Source organism: Pseudomonas brassicacearum (assembly GCF_003732175.1).
In the GTDB taxonomy this organism is placed as follows: Bacteria; Pseudomonadota; Gammaproteobacteria; order Pseudomonadales; family Pseudomonadaceae; genus Aquipseudomonas; species Aquipseudomonas brassicacearum_G.
Genome location: NZ_MOBI01000002.1, coordinates 136,304 through 152,190 on the forward strand (window position 1 = coordinate 136,304; position 15,887 = coordinate 152,190).

The 15,887-nt window shown below is 57.0% G+C and carries 17 protein-coding genes; 3 read left to right on the plus strand and 14 right to left on the minus strand.

Annotated features, from left to right (window positions below; translation table 11 throughout):
* Positions 1–157: 157 nt before the first annotated feature.
* The gene (locus BK658_RS01730) at positions 158–397 is read left to right on the plus strand and encodes a hypothetical protein (protein WP_123580604.1); all 240 of its coding nucleotides are present in this window, start codon (positions 158–160) and stop codon (positions 395–397) included.
* Positions 398–1,012: 615 nt separating this feature from the next.
* Here the strand turns inward: BK658_RS01730 and BK658_RS01735 are convergent.
* The 5 genes from BK658_RS01735 to BK658_RS01755 all read right to left on the minus strand — a co-directional run bounded on the left by BK658_RS01735 (position 1,013) and on the right by BK658_RS01755 (position 4,683).
* Positions 1,013–1,255, minus strand: coding sequence for a hypothetical protein (locus BK658_RS01735; RefSeq protein ID WP_123580606.1), 243 nt, complete (start codon positions 1,253–1,255; stop codon positions 1,013–1,015).
* 12 nt (positions 1,256–1,267) lie between these two features.
* The gene (locus BK658_RS01740; RefSeq protein ID WP_123580608.1) at positions 1,268–1,786 is read right to left on the minus strand and encodes a hypothetical protein; all 519 of its coding nucleotides are present in this window, start codon (positions 1,784–1,786) and stop codon (positions 1,268–1,270) included.
* A 387-nt stretch (positions 1,787–2,173) separates the two neighbouring features.
* Positions 2,174–2,890, minus strand: a complete 717-nt coding sequence (locus BK658_RS01745; protein ID WP_123580610.1) for a class I SAM-dependent methyltransferase — start codon at positions 2,888–2,890, stop codon at positions 2,174–2,176.
* Between the two features lie 171 nt (positions 2,891–3,061).
* Positions 3,062–3,553 (minus strand): DUF2269 family protein, encoded by a 492-nt coding sequence (locus BK658_RS01750; RefSeq protein ID WP_123580612.1) that lies wholly within the window; start codon positions 3,551–3,553, stop codon positions 3,062–3,064.
* Between the two features lie 2 nt (positions 3,554–3,555).
* Entirely contained in the window at positions 3,556–4,683 is a 1,128-nt protein-coding gene (locus tag BK658_RS01755; RefSeq protein WP_123580614.1) for a saccharopine dehydrogenase family protein, read from the minus strand.
* Between the two features lie 205 nt (positions 4,684–4,888).
* On the opposite strand from BK658_RS01755, the gene BK658_RS01760 reads away from it, so the two are divergent.
* Positions 4,889–6,352: a M15 family metallopeptidase gene (locus tag BK658_RS01760; RefSeq protein ID WP_123580616.1), complete on the plus strand. Its 1,464-nt coding sequence runs from the start codon at positions 4,889–4,891 to the stop codon at positions 6,350–6,352.
* 55 nt (positions 6,353–6,407) lie between these two features.
* Here the strand turns inward: BK658_RS01760 and BK658_RS01765 are convergent, their stop codons facing one another.
* The 8 genes from BK658_RS01765 to BK658_RS01800 all read right to left on the minus strand — a co-directional run bounded on the left by BK658_RS01765 (position 6,408) and on the right by BK658_RS01800 (position 12,781).
* Positions 6,408–7,853, minus strand: coding sequence for a SulP family inorganic anion transporter (locus BK658_RS01765; RefSeq protein WP_123580620.1), 1,446 nt, complete (start codon positions 7,851–7,853; stop codon positions 6,408–6,410).
* A 167-nt stretch (positions 7,854–8,020) separates the two neighbouring features.
* Complete coding sequence (locus tag BK658_RS01770) at positions 8,021–8,677, minus strand: VOC family protein (RefSeq protein WP_123580622.1); 657 nt, start codon at positions 8,675–8,677, stop codon at positions 8,021–8,023.
* A 76-nt stretch (positions 8,678–8,753) separates the two neighbouring features.
* Positions 8,754–8,936 carry a DUF1289 domain-containing protein gene (locus tag BK658_RS01775; RefSeq protein WP_123580624.1) on the minus strand — a complete coding sequence of 61 codons (183 nt, stop codon included), beginning with the start codon at positions 8,934–8,936 and terminating at the stop codon, positions 8,754–8,756.
* Positions 8,937–8,939: 3 nt separating this feature from the next.
* Positions 8,940–9,311, minus strand: a complete 372-nt coding sequence (locus tag BK658_RS01780; protein WP_123580626.1) for a hypothetical protein — start codon at positions 9,309–9,311, stop codon at positions 8,940–8,942.
* A gap of 83 nt (positions 9,312–9,394) precedes the next feature.
* Positions 9,395–10,780, minus strand: coding sequence for an ATP-binding protein (locus BK658_RS01785; protein ID WP_123580628.1), 1,386 nt, complete (start codon positions 10,778–10,780; stop codon positions 9,395–9,397).
* Complete coding sequence (locus tag BK658_RS01790; RefSeq protein ID WP_123580630.1) at positions 10,756–11,421, minus strand: response regulator transcription factor; 666 nt, start codon at positions 11,419–11,421, stop codon at positions 10,756–10,758. The genes BK658_RS01785 and BK658_RS01790 overlap by 25 nt, the downstream gene beginning before the upstream one ends.
* 125 nt (positions 11,422–11,546) lie before the next feature.
* Positions 11,547–11,984, minus strand: a complete 438-nt coding sequence (locus tag BK658_RS01795; protein WP_123580633.1) for a hypothetical protein — start codon at positions 11,982–11,984, stop codon at positions 11,547–11,549.
* 29 nt (positions 11,985–12,013) lie between these two features.
* The gene (locus tag BK658_RS01800) at positions 12,014–12,781 is read right to left on the minus strand and encodes a COG4705 family protein (protein WP_123580635.1); all 768 of its coding nucleotides are present in this window, start codon (positions 12,779–12,781) and stop codon (positions 12,014–12,016) included.
* A gap of 342 nt (positions 12,782–13,123) precedes the next feature.
* On the opposite strand from BK658_RS01800, the gene BK658_RS01805 reads away from it, so the two are divergent.
* Positions 13,124–13,996 carry an undecaprenyl-diphosphate phosphatase gene (locus BK658_RS01805; protein WP_123580637.1) on the plus strand — a complete coding sequence of 291 codons (873 nt, stop codon included), beginning with the start codon at positions 13,124–13,126 and terminating at the stop codon, positions 13,994–13,996.
* Positions 13,997–14,112: 116 nt separating this feature from the next.
* Here the strand turns inward: BK658_RS01805 and BK658_RS01810 are convergent, their stop codons facing one another.
* Positions 14,113–15,402 (minus strand): MFS transporter, encoded by a 1,290-nt coding sequence (locus BK658_RS01810; RefSeq protein WP_123580639.1) that lies wholly within the window; start codon positions 15,400–15,402, stop codon positions 14,113–14,115.
* Between the last annotated feature and the right edge of the window lie 485 nt (positions 15,403–15,887).

A 15,887-nucleotide genomic window follows, 5' to 3' on the forward strand; every position in this document is an offset into this window, starting at 1 on the left:
GCTGCGAGGCGGACAATCAAGCCTGGTGAGCTACGCGCGTCATACAGTTGAATCCCGATGAACATCACGAGAGCCGATATCCATCAGGAACGCCGGTAAAAAATCGAACTCAAGCCATACCGCTGCATCCAATGTATAGGCCAATGGAGGTAGCGATATGAACAACGATGACCGTGTTGACGACGACGAATCAGAAACGACGTCAAACTCCCCTCCCACCGATACGTCTGGCAAACCCGCCAATGTGGTCGAAAGAGGTCTTGAGGACAGGGAGAGTGATGCCAAAAATGTAGACGTAACCGTTACGCCCCCTTTAACTCGAACCCAGGAGCAGGAGGCTGAGGAGCGCAGTCGAAAAATAGCTGAAATAGAACGGAAAGTGGCGGATGGCAATTAGCAGAAGGCTTGACGCCACTTGCGGTCAGTTTGTAACGGTCCACTCATCCCGGACACGACTTTAAGTTTTTTCTCGGCCCGAACGGGTGCCAGGGCACGTTGCGAATGAATAACGGAGCTATGTGTGCTGCCGAACGGAATTTCGAGCAACAGTGCCGTACCCTGTATTGGCAATACCTTGGTGTCGCAATCCCGTTCAGTATGAGAGGTGGATTTCATGAGCAGCATCGTCTACATCGTCGGGGCAGTTGTGATCGCCCTGTTTGTCCTGTCGGTCCTCGGGCTTCGATAGATTCGAAGACCGCCCTTATTCATAGTTTGAGTTTTATTTCCCTGACGTGGACGTTCGCCTCATCACCCTTCCTTCGATGATGGCACGGACGTCACTCGCCACACGACGTTACCGACGTCGTCCATAATCACGATCCCATGCTTCCGGGGGCGACATGCTCCTATCGGCCGATTCTGTTGAAAAAGTCGGTCTCGGTTTTCACAACACACAAGCGGGAATCGGCCTACGGCAGTCAGCCAGCTTCAATCGAAGGCAGGCCCCCCCCTTTTTACATCGCTTTGGCCAAGGCGCTGGTGGATGATGCCGAGCTAGGGATGATGCACTTCAGCCAACCTCCACAAACCGCCGCCTGGTCACGAACAGCCCCGCGCCCACCGGCACGGCAAGGACCGACATCAATCCCATGTCAAAGCCCAGCAACTGGGCCTGGCTCACTACAACGCAGCCGATTGCGCCTGCCACCACCAGCGTCACCCCTAGCCACTTGCGCAGCGGGTACGGCTTAAGAAACCGATCAAGTAGAAAGGCCAGCGCCACGACGATGACCGTCTGGGTAATTTCGGACATGTGCAGCCCCCCTCAGGTCTTGATGATCAGGGATTCGGAAGAGCGCTGTGGTCCAATCCCACCATTGACCTGCGCCTGGATGCTGACGATTACGTCGCCAGCATGGTAGGTGGGCAGAGCGTCATTGACGTACGAGCGCACACCCGCCGTTACAACAGTACCTGCGGCGAAACTGCCTACAGGCCCGGCTAAACCGCCCACAGTACCGGCAGCGCCACCGAAGGCGGAGGCGCCCAGGTTGGCGAGTCTGGTGCGTTGGGCATCTAGGGCGTCGGCCTGTTGCCGGGTCAGCGGCTTGGAGATGCCGATCATCATCACGCACGGCAGGTTCTTGGCCTGCATCTTGTCGTACATCTCTACGACCTTGCTGTTGACCTGATAGTGGGCGCTTTTCGCTTCGCCAAAATGAAGCTCGCGCAGGCGGCCGCGCTCGCTGTCGGTGAGGTCGGTGAGGTCGGTGAGGGTGATCTGCGAGACGTTGAAGACGATCCCGTGTGGGGTCATGTATTGGAAAGTCCCTTCGACCTTCATTGCACGCATCCTTTCGAGCAAAAGGGGGATTCTCTACAAACAGCGCCCAAGATGCAAACCACCACTTTGCTGGCAGGTCGCGGCTTGATGGAAGAAAACCCGCAATTGATCTGGGCCTCGCACTATCTGAATGCTGAATCGCCCCGGCTTTCCTGGACACCTTTGAGCGTCCGCTTTTGGCCGATTGTGTTGAAAAAGTCGGCTTCAGTTTCCACGGCAGAAAAGTGCGCGTCTGAGATTGAAATCCGAGTTTTGGGCAGAAGGTTCTTGGGCTCAGATTTGACGTAGTAGTGTGCAAAAAAGGCGCTTTCACCGCTCAATGCATGGGTAGCCAGGCGGGGTCGACTTTTTCAACACAATCGGCCAATAACCGACAATCGGTTCCACTCAGACAGTTTTATACGTCACCCAAGCGCCCCAGAAAAGGCTGCTGAAAAAACGAGTAGCGTCTCCAAATCCCGAGTCATGCAGCAGTTTTTGAACTGCCGCCTCGGAGTGTGGAGGGTCAGCGCCTTGAAGGATTTTCCCAAGTTTGACCTTCACTTCATCCGGGCTCGCACCCTGCTGTCGCCACCGTTGCCCCCAGGCAGCAAGCAACAATGGTTGACTGGCATAGGCATATTGATTGCCCGCGACAATCAACGGCGCACCCGGTTTCAGATGAGTCCGAATGGAACGTAGAAGTTGCCGTTTGGCGTCGTCTCCAGCGAGATGATGGAGTACACCGATCAGCGTCGCCGCGTCGTATGACGCGTCCGGCGGCAGGTCGTCAACCTGACCAAGATGCACGTCCGTTCTCTCAAGCAAGTTGTTTGCCTCCAACTGCTGCGTCGCGGCCTCCAGCATCGGCTCAGAGGGATCAACGGCAGTGAAGCGCCAACTCGGCTCCAGCCTTGCCATTGCAATAATCTCCTGGGCCGTCCCGCCAGCGCCAACGACCAGTATTCTTGCCGGTTTTGTCTCACCGAGGATTGCCGCCAGCATGCACGCCGCAAGATCGTGGCAGGCGTCATAGCCTGCTAATGCAATACGGCTCTGTCGTCCGTACTCATTGGCCCGTGAGGTATCAAATTTTTCAGCTGCGTTCAGAGGCGATGATTTCAAGGCGATTCTCCATGTCCTCAAATCAAGCTACGCCTTGTACAGCGATAATTAAAATTCATTAATTTTATGCAATACATTCCCATGAGGAATGTAACGCTTGAGTGATTGCTCATCTGCCTGGGTTGGTTGCGTCGTTTGGTGATAGCCCGCGTCCGGGATTGCCTCACCCTCCTACCCCATCACTTCAATCAAGTCCCTCGGCGTCATCTTCGTCACCATAATCATCACAATTACAAACATTCCCAAAAACCCCAGGATCCCCATCCAGAACCATTTTCTGTAAACGGATTTGTACTCATCATCGAGCCTCGCCCCCGCCTCAACTGCGCTCAAGGCCATCACGTGCAGCCGCTTCTGAAGCGCCAACACCGGAAGCCACAGTGAGCCCACACACAGGAAGATGATCAGCGACGTCAGAACCCATTCCGTGGTCAGGGGAAGTCCGGCAAGCCTCACCAACAGATAGCCTGTCACGATCTGAATGAAACCTGCCGGTGTGGTAATCCAGGTGTCGAACCGCACGACCATTCTCGCCACATGCGCGATCACTTGAGGATTGCCTGTGCGGCTGGCGGCGATCAAATAGAGGTAAGACCCCATGCCGAATCCGAACAGGAAAATGGCGGCGATGACGTGGATGTACTTCAGACACAGATAGAGCATGGTCAGACCTGCCCGTCAGAAAAGTCTACGGACAAGTCTAGATTCACCGGGTCGTTGATCGCCGCCATGTACTCCTCGACGGTGATCTCGCCCACGCAAGCTCGGGCACCGGGCTCGGGCAAATACCCTCGGACGATTTTTGCGGCCAAGGCAACAGCTGCGCAGCTGGGGATCTCTGGCCCCTTGTCATTCATAGCCGTCAGTTGCACCGTCATGGACAGCGGTTTTGCATTTACATCGATGCCCTGGACGTCGATGTACATTGCACTTTTACCATCACCGAATCGCTCGAACCTCCGGCCCCAGCGATGCAATCTTGCAGCCCACGGCGCATGGTCCTGGACCAACCCCACTCTCATCGCCTGAGCCAGCAGATAGTTGGCCACACCGCCGAGCTTCAGGCCTGAGCCAGCTTTGAAGCTCAGGGTTTTGGCACCATAACGCTGGGCGAATATATCGATGTCCGGCACATCGACATTGGCCAGGACCCGGGTACCCAGTTGTGGCATCTTGCGAAATGTCAGGTCCTGCCAGCCCAACACTTCATGCACCTGTCCATTCTTGAGTTGCTTGATCGGTTTACCTGCGTAGGCGAGCACGCCTTCGACGGTCGACAGTCCCGGCATCTTTGCCGAAGATGAAATGCCATGGTCGATCGAGTCGATACGTTTGAAGCGATGTCGGTGTTGGTCGATTATTGCCGACGATAAGGTCGGCACCGAACTGCAACCGCTGAGGATAGCCACTCCTGCACGCTTGGCTTGTGCGTCGAGCGCGCCGATACCGGTGACGAAAGTACGGCAGTCAGACAGGTCGCAGTAGTTCACGCCCGCATCGATACAGCCCTGCGCAACGGCATAGGTCTGCCCCTGAAACGGGCCGCCGGTATGGATGACCAACTGAATACCCATCGAGTCCAGGACGGACTTGAATGCAGCGTCCATGGCATCGCAGCACCAGCTTTCACAGGTTGTGCCCGATTGGGCTTTCAGCTCATCGGCTTTGCGCAACAACTTCTGTGAGTCGCGCCCCGAAATCACCAGGGATACACCTGGCATCGCAATTAAATGCCGGCAAACGATGCTGCCAAAGTTTCCGTAGCCACCGATCACCATCACCCTGAGCGTCATTCAACTCTTCCCTAAACCATTCGATCATGTGGCTAATTCGCCCTGAATATGGACTGGCGAGGAGCTTCTCTGATATCAGATGGCCAGGCAAGCGGCAATGCCATCTACCCAACAAGGCGACTCACCCCGCTAACCCTGATTGAGAAAAAAGGGTACAACCATTAGCCTGCTCTGGATTGAAAACCGGCATCTTTGGAGGCATCGCATGCGCCTGCTGTGCAGAATCATACCGCTGTGCTTCTCGATGCTAGCTGTTATCGCGCCCTGCATGGCGAGCGCCGAGCCAAGGCCCGAGCATATGGTCTATTTGCGGGCGATTGATCCAAGTATCGAGCAAGACATCCGCTATGCCAGCGCCCACAACTTTACCGGCCACCCGCTCGACGGCTACGGCGCTGCGGAGTGTCTGTTGTCGCTGGACGCGGCCAAGGCCCTTGCCCGGGTACAAACGGCGCTGCGCACGCAAGGTTACGGCTTGAAGGTATTTGACTGCTATCGACCCAGCCGTGCTGTTGCCGATATGGGGCGCTTTGCGACGCTACCGGGTGACCCGCGCAAGGCTGAGTTCTATCCGCGCGTGGACAAGCAAGACTTCTGGCGTCTGGGCTATGTGGCCCGGGTTTCGAATCACTCCAAGGGTGGCACGGTGGATTTGACGCTGACGGGCCCAGAGGCTCTGCCCGCTCAGACATGGAGTCCCTCGGCCGTGCAAGTCGACTGCGCCGCTCCCTATGAGCAGCGTTGGCATGATGGTGCTGTCGACATGGGAACAGGTTTCGATTGCTTTGATGAGCGAGCGCATACCGATAATCCGACGATCAACGCGACCGCCAAAGTGAATCGGCAGCGGCTCGGCAACGCCATGCAAAAAGAGGGATTTTCCGGGTACTCGAAAGAATGGTGGCACTTCACCTACACCGGGAATGATGCGTTGAAGAACGTCATGGATTTTCCTATTACACCACTGGAGTCCAGCGTCACCGACCCACAGCCTCATGCAGCGCAGGCGCAGGTGCCAGACACCAGCAACCAGCTCATTGTAGTCACGACAAAAAACTGGACTGATGTCCAGGGGACCGCCCAACGCTATGAGCGGCAAGGGAAAACGTTTCAGAAATACGGCGCGTCGTTTCCGGTGGTTGTCGGCAAAAGCGGGCTGGCCTGGGGCAAGGGTCTCAGTGTCGTTGAGCAACGCAAGGGGCCGGTCAAACGTGAAGGTGACGGGAAAGCGCCTGCAGGCCTGTTCAAACTGGGAACTGCCTTTGGCTACGACAACACGGCCGACACCAGACTGCCTTATCTTGCGCTGACATCGAGCACCGAATGCGTGGATGACAGCCACTCCAAGCGCTACAACGAGCTTGTCGACGGGGCGACGATTGCCAAGGACTGGAACAGCTCCGAACACATGCGTCGCGATGACGACATGTATCGACAAGGCATTTTCATCGAGCACAACACGCCGGCGTCCGCCGACTCCGGCTCGTGCATTTTCTTCCACATCTGGCGTGCCCCCACCTCCCCGACGCTTGGCTGCACAGCCATGGACCCAGCGGATATTGCTCGTTTGTTCAGCTGGCTGGATCCGCGTCAGTCGCCTTTACTGGTCCAGTTGCCCGAAGCGGAGTACGAGTACTTTCGCGAACGCTGGAACCTTCCCCAGCGTTGATACCGCTGACTCTATCAACCTTGAGCGCAACTCGACCTGCTCGCATGCACCGACCTCAGTCGTGAGCCACGCCCGCGCGCTTGAGCATTTTCTTGCAGCGTTCGGACAAGTGAAACACCCGCAACTGTTTGCCGGTCTTGACGTAACGCTCACGCAGCGTCTTCAGCGCGGCGATGGCCGAGTAGTCAACAAAGCTCAGGTGGCGACAATCGAGGGTTACCTGAGGCGGGTCGTTGGCGGGGTCGAACTGATTGAGGAACGGTGCAGTAGAGGCGAAGAACAGCGTGCCATGCAGGCGATAGAGCTTGCTGCCGTCGGCTTCCAGGTAACTGTCGGCGTATAGCTCGCGGGCCTGCTGCCAAGCGAAGTTCAGCGCGGCAATGACAATCCCGCAGAGCACGGCGATGGCCAGATCGGTGAACACCGTGATGATCGTTACGGCAATGATCACCAATACGTCGTTCAACGGCACCTTGTTGAGCACCCGCAGCGAGGCCCAGGCGAAGGTCTGCTGCGCCACCACAAACATCACCCCGACCAGTGCCGCCAGCGGGATGCGCTCGATCAGCGGCGAAAGAAATAGCACGAACAGCAAGATCATCACTCCGGCGACCACACCAGAAAGGCGACCGCGGCCGTTGGAGCTGAGGTTGATCACGGTTTGACCGATCATGGCGCATCCGCCCATCCCACCGAACAGACCGGAGACTATATTGGCCGCGCCCAATGCCACGCATTCGCGATCCGGGTAGCCACGGCTCTCGGTGATCTCGTCGGTAAGGTTCAGCGTCAAGAGGGTTTCCAACAGCCCGACCAGGGCCATCAACACGGCGTAAGGGGCAACGATGCGCAGGGTTTCCAGATTCCAGGGCACTTGAGGCAAGGTCAGGCCAGGCAGACCGCCGGCAATGTGCGCCATGTCGCCAAGGGTGCGAGTCGGCAAGCCGAGCAGGTAGACCGCCAGACCGACGCCGAGGATCGCCACCAACGCCGGTGGCACGGCTCGGGTCACGCGCGGCAACACGTAGACGATGGCCATCGTCAGCGCTACCAGCCCGATCATCAGGTACAGCGCAGTACCGCTCAGCCAGGTCCCGCCACTCTTGAAATGCTCCAGTTGGGCCAGGGCAATGACAATCGCCAAGCCGTTGACGAAACCGAGCATCACCGGGTACGGCACCATGCGCACTAGCTTGCCCAACCGTAGCAGACCGAAAGCCATCATCAACAGTCCACCCATCAACACAGTGGCGAGCAGATACTGCACGCCGTGCTGCACCACCAGCGCGACGATCACCACGGCCATCGATCCGGCAGCACCGGAAATCATCCCCGGCCGGCCCCCGAACAATGCGGTCAGGGTGCAGATGATGAAGGCGCCGTACAAACCCATTAGCGGATTCAGGTGGGCAACCAGGGCGAAGGCGATGCATTCGGGCAGCAGAGCAAAAGAGGTGGTGAGTCCGGCCAGGGCATCGGCACGCAGACGTTTGGATTTCATGGCTTACCTAAAATACAGACCGACGGAGCAGACCGCAGGACGTGGTGGGACAAAGGGCCGCGGATATTACGGAATTGAAGGCGGCCCGGCCAGCAACCGGGTAATCCCCCCTGCGTGATCGTCTGTTTTTAGCTTTTTTTGCTTTCGAGCGTCCGTTTCAGGCCGAACTACCAGTTCATGATCATCGGCATCCCCGGACGAAAATCGTGCGTCTGGCCGCTCGCCCCATGATCAATCTCCACTATGAGCAGATGCTCATGACCCTGAACAATTGCAAACCCTTCCAGCTGGTTTGCACAATGCGCAGCGGTAGAAAAAGCCTGGTTGTCGGGAGTGATTACTCGCACCGATGTAATGTCGCGAAAACCATTGGGATGCTCGAACGGCTGCGCTCGCTCAATCGGAGCTTCATCGGGTCTCTTGGCAAACGAAAGAAAAAACCACATCGGTTCGGATACAGGCGCATGTCCCACGTCGACGCTCAGGGCCGCGGGTAAGTAAACGGGTCGATACTCCCAGACTGGAAATAGTGACTTCTCCCCTACCGTGGAAGGTCTGAAGCAAACACCAAAGGGCGCGGCGACTCCCTCTGTGCACGTGAGGCGTTCAAAGAGTCGGGTTGGCGCCGTTAACTGACTTCGAGCTTCTGACTCATCCGTGAGATATAGAAGCTCAATGAAAGCGTTTCGGAAGAAGAACCGTCTATTGGCAGTGCCTTGACCCGGGTGGACGTTTGGTGTCCCTTCGGCAAGCCCGAGGGTTTTCAGAGCTTCAGCACCTTGAACGTCATGATTCACACAAATAAAAACATGATCCATTTCCATCGTTAACTCCCTTTAACGTTGTGATTTGACTGTCTGGTTACTCAGCAACGGCTCAACAACTTTATTCGCCAGCGGCTCACCCGTTATTTTTTTTCAGGCTTTGCAGGCGCAGGTTCGCGCGTTGCACGGCGGCCATTTTTTCGGGGCGCTTCATGCGCTTCCATTTCCTGATGTCCTCCTTGATGCGCCCACAACTCACACACAGCTCACCGCGCAGCTGACAAACGGAAATACACGGGTTTTCGATATCCTTGGCCATGGTTCAATCCCGAGTCGAGCGCTGGCGCGCCAAGCGTTGCTGCCAGTTTCCGGCATGAGTGCGCTGACACTCTTCTTCAGTATCAAATTGCACGTAAGCCGAAACCGGGCTGACGAGAATATCCGCTTCACTAAACGCCACGGCCGTCAGTTCGACCATGTGTTCAGCTTGCCCACTGGCCAGGGCCTGGCGCTTGTTGGCCTGTGTGTCGAAGACCCAGGTCACCTTCAGGCTTGCTGGGAATGCCGAGTAATTCACCTCATGGGTCAACCAGGCGAACCCGACGATTTCCGCTTTGGCCGTTTCACATGCTTCGGTCAGGGTAACCACCAGGCGACGCTCGATTCGCGCCTGATCGCGTTTGCTTAAAAGCATGGGTTGATCCTTGAATGAGTATCCAGGGCCGGCCGAGAAATGCACCGGCCGACGATGTGTTCTTTTCGCAAATGATACCGCGCCTACAAATGGGCGGCAGGGGGAACGCTGCGGGAAATCAATGACGGCAACCACACCGAGACACACAACCCGCTTCTTGCCACCTCATCACCAAACCCCAGGCGAATCCATGCCCCGCTACGATCCGCTACCGCCTTGACGATCGACAGCCCCAGCCCGGACCCGACCTCATGGTTCCCGAGGCTGCGATAAAATGGGTCGAACACACGCTCCCGTTCCTCGGCCGCAATACCGGGGCCGGTGTCCTTGACCTGCAATAGCGCTCCGCCCTCCTCCATGCTCACCGAGAGATCTATCCGTCCGCCCGCAGGCGTATAGCGAATGGCGTTATCGACCAGGTTCTTGACCATGGCAAGCAGGTCCAGCTCGTTGATCAGCACCTGCACATCCTGTTCGTCCTCGACACCGATGTCGATATGCTTGGCCTCGGCCAGCGGCAGCAGATCCTCCAACACGCGACGATAGACGCCATGCACGGAAACCGGTGTTGCGGGCAGCGTCGAGTTCGATTGTGCGGTGGCCAGCGCCAACAGTTGATCAATCAGATTCTTGCCGCGCTCGATCCCCCGCCGCAACGCAAACAGACGCTCCCGGGCCAACGTCGACATGTCTGCGACCGCCAGGCGCTCGGCTTGCAGCGACAGGGCCGTCAACGGTGATCGGAGTTCGTGGGCGGCATCGGCGACGAAGCGACGCTGGGTCTCCATCGACTGAGCTACACGGTTGAGCAATCGATTGATGGCCAGCACGAAGGGACGGATCTCGGCGGGCAAATGGTTCTCGTCGATGGGGTGCAGTTCCTGCTCGCCGCGCTGGTCGATTTCAGACGCCAGTGCCGCGATAGGCCGAAACAGCTTGTGCACCAGATCGGCAACCACCAGCAAGAGCACCGGAAACAGGATGAGGAACGGCAACAGGCCGCGCCAGGCGCTCTCGCGGGCGTCCTTGTCGCGCGTGCCGGTTTCCTGTGCAACGGCGATGCGTGCGCCACTGGTCAGGGTCTTGACCAGCACACGAAACGGTTCGCCACCGACCACCAGCGTCGACAGCCCGTCGGCCAGCGTTGTCGGCAGTGGCAGCGGTGCGCCAGCCTCCACATTGCCCGACACCTTGTTGCCATCGTTCAGGTACTGAACGGTGACCCGGGATTCTTCATCGTCGCCCTCGATGCCCTTGCCTTGCGTCGGATAGGTCAGCGTCATCTGCTGACGCTCGAACAACACGGCCACCTGATGCAAGGTGTTGTCCTGCATTTCCAGGGCTTCATCGAATGCCGAGACAAAGGCAAAAATGCCGGCCACGATAGCGACGATCAAAATGGCCAGCGACAGGGAAACGGACAGCCTGACCTGGACCGACTCGCTCAGTCGCCTTTTGAAACCATCCATCCCATACCCCTGACATTCTTGATGACGTGGCTACCCAGCTTGCGACGCAATGCATGGATCAGAAACTCCACCGCATTACTTTCCACTTCATTGCCCCAGCCATAGATACGGTCTTCGAGCTCGCTGCGAGAGAGAATTGCCCCTGGCCTGATCAACAGCGCCTGCAGCAGCGAAAACTCGCGGCTGGAGAGCTGGACCTCGGGGTTTTCTTCGGTGCTGGCTTGTTTCGAGATCGGGTCCAGCGACACCACGCCGTTGCTGAACACCGGCAGCGCGCTGCCGCCTTTGCGGCGCAGAACCGCACGCATGCGGGCCAGCAGCTCGGCCATATCAAAGGGTTTGAGCAGGTAATCGTCAGCGCCACCGTCGAGGCCGCGCAAGCGATCGTCAAGGCTGTCGCGGGCCGTGATGATCAGCAGTGGAACGCCATTGTTGCGCGCCCGAATGCTGTCCAATACCGCAAGGCCGTCTTTGCCGGGCAGGCCAAGATCAAGCAGCACCAGGTCATAATGTTGAGTGTCCAGCGCCGTCAGGGCGGTGAGGCCATTGTTGACCCAGTCGGCGGCATAACTGGCATCTTTCAGTGCGTCCTGGATCGCCTCCCCGATCATGGGGTCGTCTTCGACCAGTAATATCCGCATGTCCCTCTCCGGTGATAAGTGAGGCTCGACACTCACGCGGGTATACACCTGCGCAATCAGTGCCGAGCCTGCATTGAATCACCTGTTCAAGCGTGCGCGAAGCGATTTATGGGTATTGAAAGCGATCAGCTTTTTCCTTGCAGTGAATTGAAGATTTTCAGCAAGTCGTCCATCGCCGCCTTGCAGTCGCTCTGTTTCGGGCTGTCGGCGCGCAAGGCCTCAAGTGCATTGTCGATGGACTTGTCCAGGACATGCCAGTCGCTGGCAGCACGCGGCTTTATGCCGGCTTCTGCGGAGTCCCAGGACAACTCCAGGTCCTTGATTCGCGTTTTTGCGCCCGGCAGGTCGTTTTTATTCACCAGATCGGCAACGTTGGCCGCAATGCCCTGGAATGCCGACAGGTCGCCGAGTTTCGAGGCCGAACTCTGCTGGACGCTGGCCGCGCTCGAAGTAGCGCTCGCTTTAGGGGCGTCAGCAGGTTTCGAACACCCGGCGACCAGGCCGAACACGACAATGGCTGAAAGGACGGCGGCTTTACGAATGGCGGTTTGAACGTAGACCATGATGATTCCTTGATAGGCTTTTGAATGGGTTATTCAGTGACGAGTTTGCGATTGCCGACGCTCATCTGTGCGACGGCGACCAGAATCAGGATGACGCTGAGGAAAATCGCGCTGGTCCACATGGCGCCCATGCCAAGGCCGCCATAGGTCTTGGCTTGCGTCAGCAAGTCTCCCAGGGAGGCGCCGAAAGGACGGGTCAGGATGTAGGCGATCCAGAAGGTCAGGACCGTATTGCCGCCCAGGCGCCAGGCGGCGAACGTCACGCCGATCAACGCACCAAAAATCACCGCGCCCAGTGTGAAGCCAAGACCCAGCGCCTCGGTGGCGAGGTCACCGGCCGCGGTGCCCAGCGCAAAGGTGCAGAGCACCGTCGCCCAATAGAACAACTCCCGGCGCGGCGTGACGATTTCAGTGATCGAAAGACTGCGCTCCAACCCGTACCAGATCATGAAATTGATCGCCAGCAGCACCGAAAATACCGCCGTGCTGGCATACAGACTGATGCCCATTTTGTCAGTGAGCACATCGGTAATCTGCGTTCCGACGACACTCACCAGCACCACCGTAAGCCAATAAATCCAAGGGGTGTAGGCACGTGTACGAAGTTGGCCGAACAGTGCAATCGCCAACAGCACGGCCATGCCGATACTGGTCACACTCTGCCCCAACCCGGCATCGACGGCGAGAAAGTCAGCGCCGGTTTCACCCACCGTAGTGGACATGATCTTGATGACCCAGAACGACAGGGTCACCTCGGGGACTTTATTGAGCCAGTCAGCTTTCGTAAGCGGCTTCATGTGGATGCTTCTCCTTGACAGCGCTGCAATTGGCGCAAGGGAGAGACTACGCAGGCAAACTTAGCTGGGACTGAGGAACCTCGATTGACGGTCATGAAGCGAACATAAAATCCAGCTCAGCCCTGTACACATGGGCTTCGCGGGCGTACCTGACTAAAAAAATCATCTCAACAGCCAGTAGCAAACAGTTACAAATAAGGCCATTATTCCGCTCGCAGTTACCATGAACGACCCTCTGACAGAGCGGTTCAGTCCAGGATATTTGCCCACTGCCGAGACTTTCCGAGCGTCGCACCGTGTTTTCGGGGTAGTGGGAAAGCCTTACTTCTTAAGGAACGTATTTTGACAAACGTCTGTACCAGCGGCCTTGATATCGGCTTTGCTTCTCTGGATTACCTGCAAATTGGCATCCTGGGGATCATTCAAGGCATCACCGAGCTATTACCCATTTCATCCACTGCGCACATGCGAATCGTGCCCGCCCTGCTCGGCTGGCCCGATCCTGGCTCGGCATTTTCCGCCGCGATGCAATTGGCCGCACTGGCCGCGGTCGTCAGCTATTTCTGGCGTGATGTACGGGAAGTCGTCACGGGCAGCATAGGCGCCGTGCGGCAGCGTGATTACAGCAACCAGTCGTTCAAGCTGGCCGTTGCCATTGTGCTGGCGACCATCCCGATCGGCATCGCGGGCCTGGCCTTGTCCTCGCTGCTCAACACGTGCAATTCACCGTTAAGAGGCCTGATGGTGATTGGTATCTCGTGCCTGGTGATGGCCGTTCTGCTGGCTGCAGCCGAACTCAGTTGCCGCCATCAACGCGTAGTGGGACAGATGCGCCTGCGGGATGCATTGATCGTCGGTATTGCGCAGATTGGCGCGCTGATTCCCGGCGTTTCCCGCTCCGGTTCCACACTCACCGCCGCGCTCTTCCTTAACTTCAAACGCGAAGAAGCCGCGCGCTTCTCATTCCTGCTTGGGCTGCCCGCTATCGCGCTGGCCGGTTTGAAAGAGCTGTGGGTGCTGTATCACGCGCATATCCCGGCCGAAGCGTGGTCGCACCTGATTTTCGGATTGGTGATTGCCAGCGTGTCGGCGTTTTGCGCCATCTGGGGCCTGATGAAATTCCTCGAAAGGTTTTCCACGTGGCCTTTCGTTATTTACCGGGCGGTATTGGGTATTTTCCTGATTGTCGCGGTCAGTACCGGGCTGTTGAGCTAAACAACGTTCAAACGCCAATAGAGCCCGGCCCAGTTGCCGGGCTTTTTATTGCCCTGAATAATCCTATATATACAGAGTGCTTATGATAAGAATTTAAGCTCATCTTGGCTCCGCCCCTATTGGGCATGTCCAAGCCTCTTGAAACAAAGCAACCCGATCATGCAGACAAAAGCGAAAAGGAGCCAACTCATGCTGATAGGCGTCCATCGCGCGCCCATACTGCCCAGATAGTTTCCCAATGCTCCGCCTATCGCCCAAGAGACTGCTGACGCGCCGAAATAGCTTCCAGCGTTGCTCTCGGTCGTCAGTTCCGCGAGAGCGATGTTCGACGCAGGCAAGATGAGGCTTTCGCCGAACGTGAAAACCAAAGCGATGACAACGAGGATCACCACAGACTGCTGCGAGTTCCATTCGCCCAGGAAAATGAGCGCTGCCAGTGCGAAACAGGCGAGCAGCGCGAGATGACCGATTGACATCAGGGATTGCCACCTTGCCTGTTGAAACCATCGCATCCCCAGAAGCGCAGTTAAGACACCGAACAAAGCGTTCGCGATGTAGAACGGTCGCACACCGTTATACCCTGACGCTCCCTGAGCGAAAGTCAGTGGGATGAACACATAAATTTGTGTGTACACAGTCCAGAACGGGATAAGTGCGATGCAGAGTCTTCGAAATTTCCTGTCATGGAAAACCTCAAAAAGCGCAGAGGCAACACGCTTCGGTCTTTCATTCACGCGCGTTCGTACAGCCGCGAACGGTGCCACCAAAGCCAACGCAGCGAAGATATAACCGCTCACCTCAAATGGAAAAGCGCCGCCATGGGCAGGCAGTAAGAACAGCACTGTTGGCCCGACCAGCGCACCCAGGTTAAGTACAAGATTATTCAAGACGAATACACGCGAACGAATGTCTGTTTTGAGGGTGCCGAACACGGAGTACGCGGTCGTTTCATAGAGGGCTGCGCCGAATCCACTCAAGAATGCACATGCGGCCAACGCAGGGAAATCGAGAGCATGGCCCAAACCGATGAATCCCATAGCACGGCACACCAGACCCAACGAAGCCAGTACTCTGCTATTAAATCGGTCGCTAGCAGATCCTAGAACAAGCGGCAACAGCCGACTCGACAGCAGGCTCACGGTGAGTACGCTCGCGACGTCGCCGGCGCTCAAGCGTCGCTCGACGCTCAGAAAGGCAGCCAGCAGCGGAAAAGCCCCGAACACCGAGAGATTAACGAGAAACTGCAGAAAGAGCAGGACGGTTGTTGCTAAGCCGACGCCGCCCGTCAATCGATCAAAAAGTGGCGAAGCCCGGCGAACCTTCATTGATTGCCTGGCGTCACTCGCAGACCGAACGCTTTGCAAATCGAGTTTATTTCCCAATGCGCGGTGATCAAAATCGTCCATCCTTCTCTCCCTGATGTTTTTATGGGCCGGAAAGACGAAGAGCACAAAAAAGCCCCGTCCGTTTCCGGCGGGGCCTTTCGGTTAAATTGTGGCAAGTGTTTAGAGCGCACAACCTCCCCGCGGCCCGCCGATGGCGGTCGTGGTGGTGGTGGTTGTCGTGGTGGTGACGAAAAGTGCGTTCATTGAATTCAACGTAACGTCCGCCGTATTGTTCGTCAACCGCATGATGATAATGGGCGTATAAACTGACGCTATAAATAATACCGTAACCATCTACCCCACTCCCGCAAGGGAGTGGAGCAGCGGATTACCAGAGAATGCGGTAAGAATGGGACTGTTTCGATTGCTTCGATACTCTGGAAATAAACCACTGCTTGGAACCACTCGGTCAGCAGGAACGCCGATCCAGTGCCGGGCTTTTTATTCTCCGGAGTTAGTTGACCGCTACACCCATACCGAATTTGCAGAGCGATAATTCGAACCCG

Bases quoted from the DNA above. Each gene is read 5' to 3' on its own strand.
- BK658_RS01775 (WP_123580624.1), bottom strand. From the start codon at position 8,936: ATGGCCAAGGATATCGAAAACCCGTGTATTTCCGTTTGTCAGCTGCGC.
- BK658_RS01765 (WP_123580620.1), bottom strand. From the start codon at position 7,853: ATGAAATCCAAACGTCTGCGTGCCGATGCCCTGGCCGGACTCACCACC.
- BK658_RS01800 (WP_123580635.1), bottom strand. From the start codon at position 12,781: ATGAAGCCGCTTACGAAAGCTGACTGGCTCAATAAAGTCCCCGAGGTG.
- BK658_RS01770 (WP_123580622.1), bottom strand. From the start codon at position 8,677: ATGGAAATGGATCATGTTTTTATTTGTGTGAATCATGACGTTCAAGGT.
- BK658_RS01730 (WP_123580604.1), top strand. From the start codon at position 158: ATGAACAACGATGACCGTGTTGACGACGACGAATCAGAAACGACGTCA.
- BK658_RS01735 (WP_123580606.1), bottom strand. From the start codon at position 1,255: ATGTCCGAAATTACCCAGACGGTCATCGTCGTGGCGCTGGCCTTTCTA.
- BK658_RS01760 (WP_123580616.1), top strand. From the start codon at position 4,889: ATGCGCCTGCTGTGCAGAATCATACCGCTGTGCTTCTCGATGCTAGCT.
- BK658_RS01785 (WP_123580628.1), bottom strand. From the start codon at position 10,780: ATGGATGGTTTCAAAAGGCGACTGAGCGAGTCGGTCCAGGTCAGGCTG.
- BK658_RS01810 (WP_123580639.1), bottom strand. From the start codon at position 15,402: ATGGACGATTTTGATCACCGCGCATTGGGAAATAAACTCGATTTGCAA.
- BK658_RS01780 (WP_123580626.1), bottom strand. From the start codon at position 9,311: ATGCTTTTAAGCAAACGCGATCAGGCGCGAATCGAGCGTCGCCTGGTG.
- BK658_RS01750 (WP_123580612.1), bottom strand. From the start codon at position 3,553: ATGCTCTATCTGTGTCTGAAGTACATCCACGTCATCGCCGCCATTTTC.
- BK658_RS01755 (WP_123580614.1), bottom strand. From the start codon at position 4,683: ATGACGCTCAGGGTGATGGTGATCGGTGGCTACGGAAACTTTGGCAGC.
- BK658_RS01740 (WP_123580608.1), bottom strand. From the start codon at position 1,786: ATGAAGGTCGAAGGGACTTTCCAATACATGACCCCACACGGGATCGTC.
- BK658_RS01795 (WP_123580633.1), bottom strand. From the start codon at position 11,984: ATGGTCTACGTTCAAACCGCCATTCGTAAAGCCGCCGTCCTTTCAGCC.
- BK658_RS01790 (WP_123580630.1), bottom strand. From the start codon at position 11,421: ATGCGGATATTACTGGTCGAAGACGACCCCATGATCGGGGAGGCGATC.